Source organism: Pseudomonas sp. SDO5215_S409, assembly GCF_054071325.1.
This window is the reverse complement of record NZ_JBSVWN010000009.1, coordinates 21,222-32,493: the sequence shown is the minus strand read 5'-3', so window position 1 is coordinate 32,493 and position 11,272 is coordinate 21,222. Positions and strand designations below refer to the sequence as shown.

General features: G+C 61.4%; 11 protein-coding genes. 4 read left to right on the top strand and 7 right to left on the bottom strand.

Going from position 1 to position 11,272, the window contains the following annotated elements:
- Nucleotides 1-22: 22 nt before the first annotated feature.
- Together ACW9H9_RS07205 and ACW9H9_RS07200 are read right to left on the bottom strand one after the other, a co-directional pair.
- A complete protein-coding gene (locus tag ACW9H9_RS07205; protein WP_457342539.1) occupies nt 23-505 on the bottom strand; it encodes a GAF domain-containing protein in 483 nt (160 codons plus the stop codon).
- Nucleotides 502-1,392 carry an ATP-binding protein gene (locus tag ACW9H9_RS07200; RefSeq protein ID WP_457342540.1) on the bottom strand — a complete coding sequence of 297 codons (891 nt, stop codon included), beginning with the start codon at nt 1,390-1,392 and terminating at the stop codon, nt 502-504. Before ACW9H9_RS07200 ends, ACW9H9_RS07205 begins: the two co-directional genes overlap by 4 nt.
- 167 nt (nt 1,393-1,559) lie before the next feature.
- On the opposite strand from ACW9H9_RS07200, the gene ACW9H9_RS07195 reads away from it, so the two are divergent.
- The gene (locus tag ACW9H9_RS07195; RefSeq protein WP_457342580.1) at nt 1,560-3,869 is read left to right on the top strand and encodes a response regulator; all 2,310 of its coding nucleotides are present in this window, start codon (nt 1,560-1,562) and stop codon (nt 3,867-3,869) included.
- Here ACW9H9_RS07195 and ACW9H9_RS07190 read toward each other — a convergent pair.
- From ACW9H9_RS07190 to msrB, 3 genes are all read right to left on the bottom strand, one after another.
- The gene (locus ACW9H9_RS07190) at nt 3,823-4,314 is read right to left on the bottom strand and encodes a MarR family winged helix-turn-helix transcriptional regulator (protein WP_457342541.1); all 492 of its coding nucleotides are present in this window, start codon (nt 4,312-4,314) and stop codon (nt 3,823-3,825) included. The genes ACW9H9_RS07195 and ACW9H9_RS07190 overlap by 47 nt on opposite strands.
- Nucleotides 4,311-4,796: a glutathione peroxidase gene (locus tag ACW9H9_RS07185; RefSeq protein ID WP_457342542.1), complete on the bottom strand. Its 486-nt coding sequence runs from the start codon at nt 4,794-4,796 to the stop codon at nt 4,311-4,313. Before ACW9H9_RS07185 ends, ACW9H9_RS07190 begins: the two co-directional genes overlap by 4 nt.
- Nucleotides 4,797-4,924: 128 nt before the next feature.
- Nucleotides 4,925-5,317 (bottom strand): peptide-methionine (R)-S-oxide reductase MsrB, encoded by a 393-nt coding sequence (msrB, locus tag ACW9H9_RS07180; RefSeq protein ID WP_457342543.1) that lies wholly within the window; start codon nt 5,315-5,317, stop codon nt 4,925-4,927.
- Nucleotides 5,318-5,518: 201 nt separating this feature from the next.
- Between msrB and ACW9H9_RS07175 the strand changes: the two genes are divergently transcribed.
- Together ACW9H9_RS07175 and htpX are read left to right on the top strand one after the other, a co-directional pair.
- A complete protein-coding gene (locus ACW9H9_RS07175) occupies nt 5,519-6,730 on the top strand; it encodes a pyridoxal phosphate-dependent aminotransferase (RefSeq protein WP_457342544.1) in 1,212 nt (403 codons plus the stop codon).
- 314 nt (nt 6,731-7,044) lie between these two features.
- Complete coding sequence (htpX, locus tag ACW9H9_RS07170) at nt 7,045-7,932, top strand: protease HtpX (protein ID WP_457342545.1); 888 nt, start codon at nt 7,045-7,047, stop codon at nt 7,930-7,932.
- A 46-nt stretch (nt 7,933-7,978) separates the two neighbouring features.
- Here the strand turns inward: htpX and ACW9H9_RS07165 are convergent, their stop codons facing one another.
- Nucleotides 7,979-8,635: a thiopurine S-methyltransferase gene (locus tag ACW9H9_RS07165; protein WP_457342546.1), complete on the bottom strand. Its 657-nt coding sequence runs from the start codon at nt 8,633-8,635 to the stop codon at nt 7,979-7,981.
- 102 nt (nt 8,636-8,737) lie between these two features.
- Here ACW9H9_RS07165 and ACW9H9_RS07160 point away from each other — a divergent pair, with 102 nt between their 5' ends.
- Nucleotides 8,738-9,505 carry a DODA-type extradiol aromatic ring-opening family dioxygenase gene (locus ACW9H9_RS07160; RefSeq protein WP_457342547.1) on the top strand — a complete coding sequence of 256 codons (768 nt, stop codon included), beginning with the start codon at nt 8,738-8,740 and terminating at the stop codon, nt 9,503-9,505.
- Nucleotides 9,506-9,574: 69 nt separating this feature from the next.
- Here the strand turns inward: ACW9H9_RS07160 and ACW9H9_RS07155 are convergent, their stop codons facing one another.
- Complete coding sequence (locus tag ACW9H9_RS07155) at nt 9,575-11,248, bottom strand: DEAD/DEAH box helicase (protein ID WP_457342548.1); 1,674 nt, start codon at nt 11,246-11,248, stop codon at nt 9,575-9,577.
- Between the last annotated feature and the right edge of the window lie 24 nt (nt 11,249-11,272).

Here is an 11,272-nt window from a genome sequence, read left to right as displayed (position 1 = left end):
TGGAGGCCAGCCCTGCGCCGGTTCAGCAGTCGGTCAAACGCAGGAAGATCGCGGCCAGCTGTTCAATGCCGGCCTGATCCTCAGCGGTAAAGCGCGCCAACGACGGGCTGTCCAGGTCGAGCACACCAATCAAACGGCCCTCCTTGATCAACGGCACCACCAGCTCACTGTTGGAGGCGCTGTCACAGGCGATATGCCCTGCGAAGGTGTGCACATCCTCCACCCGCTGGGTTTGCCGCGACGCTGCGGCGGCCCCGCACACGCCCCGACCAAACGGAATGCGCACACAGGCGACCTGCCCTTGAAACGGCCCGAGCACCAACTCTTCATTGCGGTTGAGGTAAAAACCGGCCCAGTTCAGGTCATCCAGCTGGTTGAACAGGAACGCGGAGAACTGCGCGGCATTGGCAATGAAATCCCGCTCATCGGCCAGCAACGACGCCAACTGGGCGTGCAGCATCGCGTAGCCGTCCAGGCCGGTGCCGGCCTGTTGCAAATCAATCATGCTTGACGCTCCAACAACTGGAGCCCGACCCAATAGCGGGCGAACTGGTAGGCGCAACGGCCGTTACGATTGCCACGCCCGGTGGCCCAACGCACGGCAAGGATGTCCAGCGCTTCGTCGCGTTGCCACTGCAAACCGGCCTTGGCTGCCAGCTCGCCGATCCAGTGCGCGACCACGTCGAGGTAGTGGTCCTGGTTGAACGGGTAAAACGACAGCCACAGGCCGAAACGGTCAGACAAGGCGATCTTGTCTTCCACCGCCTCGTTGGGATGCAACTCACCGTCCACCCTTTTCCAGTTTTCGTTGTCGCTCTCTTTTTCCGGGACCAGGTGGCGGCGGTTGGACGTGGCATACAGCAACACGTTGTCGGGCGCCTGCTCCAGCGAGCCGTCGAGCACGCTTTTGAGCACCCGGTAGTCGCTCTCGCCGGACTCGAACGACAAGTCATCACAAAACAGTACAAAGCGCTGCGGCAGTTTGGCCAGTTGCTCGACCACGCGCGGCAGGTCGGCCAGGTGATCACGCTCGATCTCGATCAGGCGCAACCCAGCCTTGGCGTGCTGCGCCAGCAACGCCCGCACCATGGACGATTTGCCCGTACCACGCGAGCCCCACAGCAACGCGTGGTTGGCCGGCAGGCCATCGATAAACTGCTGGGTGTTGCGCGCCAGTTGCTCACGCTGTTTGTCCACGCCGATCAGGTCGGACAGGCGCATGTCCAGGCTGACCTCCAGCGGCAACAGGAAGCCGCTGCGGCCTTCGCGCTGCCAGCGGGCGGCGAGGCACTGATTCCAGTCGATGGGCGGGCGAAGCGCAGGTAACAAGGGTTCCAGGCGGGCGAGTACTGTCTCGGCACGCTCAAGAAAAGCATTCAATCGAGAATCCACGACTATTCCTCTGGCAAGTTCTTGAAAAAGATGGCGTATTGGCAACCCTGAGACAGCCCATGAAGGGTTGCACCGAATAAATCGACTCATGCCGGGCAAGGCTGTCGCTTGTGGATGTTCAGCTATGCTTGCCGAGCGAAGGGAAACGTAAAGTGGTTCAGCACCCGATGGATATCAAGTTCGCCCACCGCTTGTCGTATAAACAAGCCAGACTGACCGTGCTGGTCGGGTTCGTCTTGGGAACCTTGCTCAGCCTCATTCAGATCGGCATTGATTATGCCAGCGAAGACGCGTCTATCAACCGTGAAATACGTTCCCTGATTGAAATCAGCCACAACCCCGCCTCGCGCATTGCCTACAACATCGACGCCGAACTGGCCCAGGAGCTGACCCTGGGCCTGCTGCACTCCCCCGCCATCAGCGGCGCACAACTGATCGACAACAACGGCACAGTGCTGGCCGACGTCAATCGGCCACGCAAGGAAAGTACCTACCGGCCCATCAGCGACTTCCTGTTTGGCGCCCACCGCCCATTTGAAGACCGCCTGTACCTCGCCCACATGCCCAATGAAGCCCTGGGCGTGCTGCGCCTTGAAGTCGATACCTACACTTTTGGCAGCCGTTTCCTGCGCAGGGCCGAGATCACCCTGCTCAACGGGTTTGTGCGCAGCCTGTTGCTCACGGGGATTCTGCTGGGCCTGTACTACGTGATGCTCACCCAGCCGCTGGTGCGCATCATCCGCGAGCTGAGCACGCGCAAACAGACGCGCCTGGATTGCCCGCCCGGGCATGAACACGACGAAATCGGCGTACTGGTCGATGTGGCCAACCAGCAGTTTGAAAACATGGAGACTGAAATCCAGCAGCGCCGCCATGCCGAGAACCGCCTGACCGAATACCTGGGCCAGTTGGAAGACATCGTGTCGGCCCGCACCACCGAGCTCAAGGCCAGCAACCAGCGCTTGAGCCAGTCCAATCAAGAGCTGGAGTCGGCCAAAGTCACCGCACTGGCCATGGCCCAGGCCCGGGCGGCGTTCCTGGCCAACATGAGCCATGAGATCCGCACCCCGCTCAACGGTTTACTGGGCATGATCGCCCTGTCACTCGACAGCCCGTTGAACGCCGAACAGCGCCAGCAACTGTCCATTGCCCATGACTCGGGCAAGGTGTTGGTGGAACTGCTCAACGACATTCTCGACCTGTCCAAATTCGATGCCGGCCAGTTGGAGCTCGAGCACATTGCGTTCGACCTGGGTGCGCTGGTGGAAGACACCGCCAACCTGCTCTCGCAAAACGCCGCGCCGAGCGTCGAGCTGACGTGTTTGATCGACCCGCAGTTCCCGGCCCAGGTGGTGGGCGACCCGACCCGGGTCAGGCAGATCGTCAGCAACCTGTTGTCCAACGCCCTGAAGTTCACCCGTTATGGCCGTGTGGATGTGCGGCTCAGCGCGCATGAGGGCGGGGTGCGGATCGAGGTGTGCGACACCGGCATTGGCATCGCCCAGGATGCCCAGGTGAAGATCTTCCAACCATTCACCCAGGCAGGCGCCGGGATTACCCGGCAATTTGGCGGGACCGGCCTTGGCCTGGCGCTGACGCACAACCTGTGCGAGGCCATGCGCGGGCGCTTGAGCATCAGCTCCGAGGCCGGTTTTGGCAGCCAGTTCTGTGCCGACCTGCCGCTACCGGCCCACATGCCCGCCGCACGCCTGGCGCCGCTCTCGGGCGAAGTCATGGCAATCACCAGCGCCAGCAGCGGCCTGGCGGAATTGCTCAACACGCTGCTGCCGAGCTGGGGGCTGACGCATCGCTGCCATTCCATCGATGACGATTTGACCGGGCAGACACCGGACGTGCTCATCACCGATTGCCCCGAATGCCTGTTCCGCCTGCGTCCGGCCATCACCGCGCCGGTACTTTTGGTGACGGCCTACGGCAATTTCATGCCAGGCGAGGAAGTCGCGGCCCTGGCGCCTTTGCAGCAACAGGCCCGGCCGCTGAGCCGCACCGCGCTGTACCAGATCCTGCACCGCATCTTGCGCACCGACGCTGAAGTGGTGCTGGACGCCGTGCAGATGGAAAGCGCGCCGCTCGCGCACCGGGCCCGTATCCTGTTGGTGGAAGACAACCCGGTCAACCAACTGGTGGCCAAGGGCATGCTGGGCAAGCTGGGGTGCCAGGTCATCGTCGCCGCCCATGGTGGCGAAGCCCTCACGTTGCTGGAGGAGCAAACCTTTGACCTGGTGCTGATGGACTGCAACATGCCGGTCATGGACGGCTATGAAGCCAGCCGACAGATCCGTCGCAGTGGCCGCTGGCCGGAACTGCCGATTGTGGCACTGACCGCCAACGCCCTGTCCGAAGAACGCGAGCGCTGCCGGGCGGCGGGCATGAACGACTACCTGGCCAAGCCGTTTCGTCGCGAAGAACTCAAGGCCCTGTTGGATATGTGGGTGCCGACGACGACAGCGCTTTGATCTGCTGCAGCAGTTGGTCCAGACCGTGGCGCAGGTCGTCGGCCTGGTTCAGGTCGACGCCGCTGTCGCACAGCAAGCGGGTCTTCAACGCATGAGCGCGGTCGCGCAGCGCCCACCCTTCGCGGGTCAGCCCCAGGTGCACTTCGCGCTCGTCCATTGAACTGCGCTGACGCTTGACCAGCAGCAGTTGCTCCAGGCGTTTGAGCAGCGGGGTCAGGGTGCCCGAGTCGAGCATCAGCCGCTCGCCAAGGGCCTTGACGGTGGGCTGCGATTTGTCGGCTTCCTGCCACTCCCACAGCACCAGCATCACCAGGTACTGCGGGTAGGTCAGGCCCAACTGATCGAGCATCGGCTTGTACGCCCGTGTCACCGCCCGCGAGGCAGCGTACAGCTTGAAACACAGCTGGTTATCGAGGGCCAGGGAAACGGGCGGCAGGTGGCTCATTTGAGCAGTGCTTCGATCTCTTGGGTCAGGTCCTCAGGCTTGGTCGTCGGCGCAAAACGCTTGACCACCTGCCCGTCCCGACCGATGAGGAATTTGGTGAAGTTCCATTTGATGCCCTTGGAACCCAGCAGGCCAGGTGCCTGTTTTTTCAAGTGCACGAACAGGGGATGAGCGTCGGCGCCATTGACGTCGACCTTCTTGAACAGCGGGAAACTCACGCCAAAATTCAGCTCGCAAAACTCAGAGATAGCCCCTTCATCACCCGGTTCCTGCTTGCCGAACTGGTTGCAGGGAAACCCCAGCACCACCAGGCCCTGGTCCTTGTATTGCTGCCAAAGTTGCTCAAGGCCTTTGTATTGCGGGGTGAAACCACATTTGCTGGCGGTATTGACCACCAGCACCGCCTTGCCGGCGAAGTCGGCCAAGGTCTTTTGCTCACCGTTAATGGTGGTGCAAGGGATGCTCAGCAAGGGAGTGCTCATGGCAGTGCCTCGAAAAAGAGAAGAAGCCTGAAAAATAGCGATTAATTAAATTGTGTGCAATTTAATTAATGCCACTGATGACCCGCGATAACCCGCAGGCCAGGTGCAGGGCCTGCGGGCTCGAAAGGTCAGCGGGGAACCAGGTCCAGGCACACCGAGTTGATGCAATAGCGCAAGCCGGTAGGCGGCGGGCCATCAGGGAAGACATGACCCAGGTGGGCATCGCATTTGGCGCAGGTGACTTCGGTGCGAATCATGCCGTGGCTGACGTCACGGATCTCGATCATCGCGCTGTCGGCGATCGGCTCATAGAAGCTGGGCCAGCCGCAACCGGCATCAAACTTGGTGTGGGAGTCGAACAACGGTTCGTTGCAGCAAATGCAGTGGTAGACACCGTCCGTCGTGGTGGCATTGTACTTGCCGGAAAACGGCCGCTCGGTGCCTTTGAGACGGCACACCTGGTACTGCGCCGGGTCGAGCATTTCCCGCCATTCTTCAAGGGTTTTTTCCAACTTGTCCATCGATACACCTCGGCAACTGAAAAAGCCTGATCTGTGTCTTTTCCATGGATCAGGCGGCACGTATGATTGCGCCTCTTCAAAAACGCCAGTCTGGCACCCGCGTTCCCGGCATTCAAACGTATTTAAGCTTCAGGCCTACGCGGGGTTCCCGGTACGGTAGTGCCCCCATCGTCCGGATCGTTCATTTTCAGGATCATCGCCATGCAGGTCAGCAAATCGAACAAGCTCGCCAACGTCTGCTACGACATTCGCGGCCCGGTGCTCAAGCACGCCAAGCGCCTGGAAGAGGAAGGCCACCGCATCCTCAAGCTGAACATTGGCAACCCAGCGCCCTTTGGTTTCGAAGCGCCGGATGAAATTCTCCAGGACGTGATCCGCAACCTGCCCACCGCCCAGGGCTACAGCGACTCCAAGGGCCTGTTCAGCGCCCGCAAGGCGGTGATGCAGTACTACCAGCAAAAGCAGGTGGAAGGCGTCGGCATCGAAGACATCTACCTGGGCAACGGCGTGTCCGAACTGATTGTGATGTCCATGCAGGCCTTGCTCAACAACGGCGACGAAGTGCTGGTGCCCGCACCGGACTACCCGCTGTGGACCGCCGCCGTGACGCTGGCCGGCGGCCATCCGGTGCACTACCTGTGTGACGAAGGCGCCGACTGGTTCCCGGACCTTGCCGACATCAAGGCCAAGATCACCCCCAACACCAAGGCGCTGGTGATCATCAACCCGAACAACCCCACCGGCGCTGTGTACTCCAGAGAAGTGCTGATGGGCATGCTCGAACTGGCCCGCCAGCACAACCTGGTGGTGTTTTCCGACGAGATCTACGACAAGATCCTGTACGACGACGCCGTGCACATCTGCACCGCCTCGCTGGCGCCGGACCTGTTGTGCCTGACCTTCAACGGCCTGTCGAAGTCTTACCGGGTGGCGGGTTTCCGCTCCGGCTGGATCGCGATCTCCGGGCCCAAGCACAATGCCCAGAGCTACATTGAAGGCATCGACATGCTGGCCAACATGCGCCTGTGTGCCAACGTGCCAAGCCAGCACGCCATCCAAACGGCACTGGGCGGCTACCAGAGCATCAACGACCTGGTATTGCCACCGGGCCGCCTGCTGGAGCAACGCAACCGTACCTGGGAGCTGCTCAACGCAATCCCGGGCGTCAGTTGCGTAAAACCCATGGGCGCGCTGTATGCCTTCCCGCGGATCGATCCCAAAGTGTGCCCGATCCTCAACGACGAGAAGTTCGCACTCGACCTGCTGCTGTCGGAAAAGCTGCTGGTGGTCCAGGGCACGGCGTTCAACTGGCCGTGGCCGGATCACTTTCGCGTGGTGACGTTGCCGCGTGTGGATGACCTGGAGATGGCCATTGGTCGCATCGGTAACTTCCTGAAGTCCTATCGCCAGTAACGGATAAGGCGCTGTACGACCCTCCCCGGGTCGTACAGCGATTATCTGGCAACACTTCTGCGCCCGTCGTACGCCCGCGCCTCCTCCTTCGCGGCAAGCGTCTCGTCATGTGGCGCAATCCCCCGCAATCACGGGCCGAGTCGGCAATGGGACATGAGCTGCCCAGCCCATTCGCGGTAAGAAATTCCCTTCAAGGCTCTACCTCAACGCTGTAGGACACAGTTTGAAATAGTCGCTCGGTTGAATCGCCAGGTACCGCACCTTATATACCCCGCAGTACGCGACCTATTAAGCCTGAGGAGAACCCTACAACCATGATGCGCATCCTGCTGTTCTTGGCCACTAACCTGGCGGTCGTGCTGATTGCCAGCATCACCCTGAGCCTGCTCGGCTTCAACGGGGTCATGGCGGCCAACGGGGTTGATCTGAACCTCAATCAGCTGTTGGTGTTCTGTGCGGTCTTTGGTTTTTCCGGCTCGATCCTCTCGCTGTTCATTTCCAAATGGATGGCGAAGATGAGCACCAGCACCCAGATCATCACTCAGCCTCGCACGCGACATGAACAATGGCTGCTGCAAACCGTCGAGCAGTTGTCCCGCGAGGCGGGCATCAAGATGCCCGAGGTCGGGATCTTCCCTGCGTATGAGGCAAACGCCTTCGCCACCGGCTGGAACAAGAACGACGCGCTGGTCGCCGTCAGCCAGGGCATGCTGGAGCGGTTCTCGCTGGATGAAGTCAAAGCCGTGCTGGCCCACGAGATCGGCCATGTGGCCAACGGTGACATGGTCACCCTGGCGCTGGTGCAGGGTGTGGTGAACACCTTCGTGATGTTCTTTGCACGCATCATCGGCAATTTCGTCGACAAGGTGGTTTTCAAGAACGAGCAAGGCCAGGGCACGGCTTATTACGTCGCGACCATCGTCGCCGAACTGGTACTGGGCGTCCTCGCCACGACCATCGTGATGTGGTTTTCGCGCAAACGCGAATTCCGCGCAGACGAAGCCGGCGCGCAGTTGGCGGGCACCGGCGCGATGATCAACGCCCTGCAGCGCCTGCGCTCCGAACAGGGCCTGCCGGTGCACATGCCCGACAGCATGACCGCGTTTGGTATCAACGGGGGCATCAAGCAAGGCCTTTCCCGTCTGTTCATGAGCCATCCGCCACTGGATGAACGCATCGAGGCACTGCGCCGTCGCGGCTGAGCGCGATAAAAACGGGGCGACTGGATCGCCCCGTTTTTTTGACCGTTTATCTTTTGACCACCTGGTAAACCCGCTCGTCCAGGCGCGTGACGCCTTCCTGCACGAACTTCCAGCTCTCCCCCAAAACATCTGGTTGCTCCAGCACCTCCAGTTGCCAGTGCGCCCCCAGTAGCCGTTGTACTTCCGGGTCTGTGACCGCAAACGGCGGGCCGACCTTTTGTGCCTGGTCATAGTCCAGCGTGATCAACAAACCACGACTCCCTGGCACCACCAGCGCATTCACCTGCGCGGCGTAGCGCTCACGCATCGAGGGCGGCAAGGCAATCAAGGCCGCACGGTCGTAAAACCCGCTGCACCCGGCTACGGACTGCGCGTCGAGGGCAAAAAAGTCGCCGCACCAGATCTCGATGGCGCCGGCCTGGAACACCTTGAAAGGGCCTCGTTGATCAACCTGCGGCACCTGCCCCTGCTCGCTGAAAAACGCTTCAGCGGCCTTTTGCGACAACTCCACCCCCATCACCCGATACCCCTGCGCGGCCAACCACGACAGGTCCAGGCTTTTGCCGCATAACGGCACCAGGACCTGCGCACCACGAGGTAACCCAAGAGCGGGCCAGTGGCGCGACAGATAAGGGTTCACCTCAGACAGATGAAAGCCTGTCTGGTTACGGGCCCAGCGCTCGTGCCAAAAAACATGCTCCATAAATCACCCTGAAAATTCGATCAAATAGCGCTAAAACTTATATTAGATTTAGATCAATGATCTGATTAAAGATGGCACCATCTTAACGCTCAGGACTCACTCATGCTCCCCAGCCTGTTTATCTCCCACGGCTCCCCCATGCTCGCCCTGCAACCCGGCGCCAGCGGGCCCGCGCTCAAGCGCCTGGCCGCCGAACTGCCGCGCCCCAAGGCGATTGTGGTGATGTCGGCGCACTGGGAAAGCCAGGAGCTGCTGGTCAGCGCCAGCCCGGCGCCCGAAACCTGGCACGACTTCGGCGGTTTCCCCCTTGAACTGTACGCCGTGCAGTATCCCGCACCCGGCTCACCCGAACTGGCCGGGCAGATTGTTGATCGGCTCCAGGCCGACGGCCTGAACGCGCGCCTGGACAACAAACGCCCCTTCGACCACGGCACCTGGGTGCCGCTGTCATTGATGTACCCGCAAGCAGATATTCCGGTGGTGCAAGTCGCGCTGCCCAGCCACCTGGGCACGGCGTTGCAAACCCGCATCGGGCATGCCCTGGCGAGCCTTCGCGAAGAGGACGTGTTGCTGATCGGCTCCGGCAGCATCACCCACAACCTGGGCGAGCTGAGCTGGCAGGCCGCGGCGGACCGGATCGAGCCCTGGGCACAGGGCTTTCGTGACTGGGTCGTCGCTAAACTGGCCAGCGACGACGAAGCCGCCCTGCACGACTACCGCCGCCAGGCGCCTCACGCCGTGCGCAGCCACCCCAGCGACGAACACCTGCTGCCGCTGTATTTCGCACGCGGCGCAGGAGGCGCCTTCAGCCTGGTTCATCAGGGCTTCACCCTGGGCGCACTGGGCATGGACATTTACCGTTTCGGCTAACGGCAGGCAAAAAAAATCCCCGAACCAGTCGGGGATTTTTTATGTTCGATCAATCAGCCCGAAAGCGGATCAATCTTCGCGGTAGCGGCGCAGCTTCAATTGCTTACCGGCAACGCGAGTGTCTTTGAGCTTGGCCAGCAGTTTTTCCAGACCGTCTTCCGGCAGCTCCACCAGGGAGAAGCTGTCACGCACCTGGATGCGACCGATCGCTTCACGTGCCAGGCCACCCTCGTTGAGGATAGCGCCCAGCAGGTTCTTGGCCGCGATGCCATCACGCGCGCCCAGCGCGGTACGGCAACGAGCACGGCCTTCGGCCAGCGGGATCGGTGCACGACGCTCACGGTCGCCACGGTCTGGACGGTCGCCCGAACGCTCTGGACGATCACCGCGTGGCGCGTTGTTCGGAACCAGTGGACGCTCTTTCTCGATGGCCGCCAGGTTCAGCGCTTGGCCGTTGGTCGCCTTGCGCAGCAAAGCGGCCGCCAGGGCACGCGGCGAGCAACCGATATCGGCCGTCAGGCGGTCCAGCAGTTCACCGTGGGTCGACTCGGCGTCAGCCACCAGCGGCGACAGGCTGTTGGTCAGCTTCTTGATGCGCGCATCCAGCACCGCTTGGGCGTCTGGCAGGCGAACTTCAGCCACCTTCTGGCCGGTCACACGCTCGATCACTTGCAGCATGCGACGCTCACGCGGCGTTACCAGCAACAGGGCACGGCCTTCGCGACCGGCACGGCCAGTACGGCCGATACGGTGAACGTAGGATTCCGGATCGTACGGCATGTCCACGTTGAACACGTGGGTGATACGCGGTACGTCCAGGCCACGGGCGGCAACGTCGGTCGCCACAACGATGTCCAGGCGGCCATCCTTGAGGGAGTCGATCACGCGCTCACGCTGGTTCTGGGCAATGTCACCGTTCAGCGCAGCGGCTTTGTAGCCTTTGGCTTCCAGGGCGCTGGCCAGGTCCAGGGTGGCTTGCTTGGTGCGTACGAACATGATCAGGGCGTCGAAGTCTTCGACTTCCAGCAGGCTCAGGACGGCCGAGGTTTTCTGGTCGGCGTGAACCAACAGGTGCGCCTGTTCGATCGCGGTAACGGTCTGGGTCTTGCTCTGGATCTTGACGTGCTTCGGATCGCGCAGGTGGCGCTCGGCGATGGCACGGATCGATTGTGGCAAGGTGGCCGAGAACAATACGGTCTGGCGGGTTTCCGGCATGGCCTTGAAGATCACTTCCAGGTCATCCATGAAGCCCAGCTTGAGCATTTCGTCCGCTTCGTCCAGAACCAGGTGGTTCACGGTCTGCAGGACTTTTTCGTCGCGACGCAGGTGGTCGCACAGACGGCCCGGCGTGGCGACAACGATCTGTGCGCCATTACGGATTGCTTTGAGTTGTGGGCCCATCGGCGCGCCGCCGTAGACAGCCACAACGGTCACGCCCGGCATTTGCTTGGCGTAGGTTTCAAAAGCGGTTGCAACTTGCAGCGCCAACTCGCGGGTTGGTGCCAGGATCAGAGCTTGCGGCTCGCGCTTGGACGGATCAATGCGGTGCAGGATAGGCAGGGCAAAGGCAGCGGTTTTACCGGTACCGGTTTGCGCCTGGCCAATCATGTCGTGACCGGCGAGAATGATCGGGATCGATTGCTGCTGAATAGCCGAAGGCTCTTCATAGCCGGTAGCGACTACTGCTGCAACAATGCTGGGATGAAGTTCAAGAGCGGCGAAGCCGCCGATTTCCTGGGTCATGGGTCTGCCTCTAAGTGCATCCGC

Bases quoted from the DNA above. Each gene is read 5' to 3' on its own strand.
- ACW9H9_RS07160 (WP_457342547.1), top strand. From the start codon at position 8,738: ATGCTCCCCAGCCTGTTTATCTCCCACGGCTCCCCCATGCTCGCCCTG.
- ACW9H9_RS07185 (WP_457342542.1), bottom strand. From the start codon at position 4,796: ATGAGCACTCCCTTGCTGAGCATCCCTTGCACCACCATTAACGGTGAG.
- msrB (WP_457342543.1), bottom strand. From the start codon at position 5,317: ATGGACAAGTTGGAAAAAACCCTTGAAGAATGGCGGGAAATGCTCGAC.
- ACW9H9_RS07165 (WP_457342546.1), bottom strand. From the start codon at position 8,635: ATGGAGCATGTTTTTTGGCACGAGCGCTGGGCCCGTAACCAGACAGGC.
- ACW9H9_RS07195 (WP_457342580.1), top strand. From the start codon at position 1,560: ATGGATATCAAGTTCGCCCACCGCTTGTCGTATAAACAAGCCAGACTG.
- ACW9H9_RS07190 (WP_457342541.1), bottom strand. From the start codon at position 4,314: ATGAGCCACCTGCCGCCCGTTTCCCTGGCCCTCGATAACCAGCTGTGT.
- ACW9H9_RS07205 (WP_457342539.1), bottom strand. From the start codon at position 505: ATGATTGATTTGCAACAGGCCGGCACCGGCCTGGACGGCTACGCGATG.
- htpX (WP_457342545.1), top strand. From the start codon at position 7,045: ATGATGCGCATCCTGCTGTTCTTGGCCACTAACCTGGCGGTCGTGCTG.
- ACW9H9_RS07155 (WP_457342548.1), bottom strand. From the start codon at position 11,248: ATGACCCAGGAAATCGGCGGCTTCGCCGCTCTTGAACTTCATCCCAGC.
- ACW9H9_RS07175 (WP_457342544.1), top strand. From the start codon at position 5,519: ATGCAGGTCAGCAAATCGAACAAGCTCGCCAACGTCTGCTACGACATT.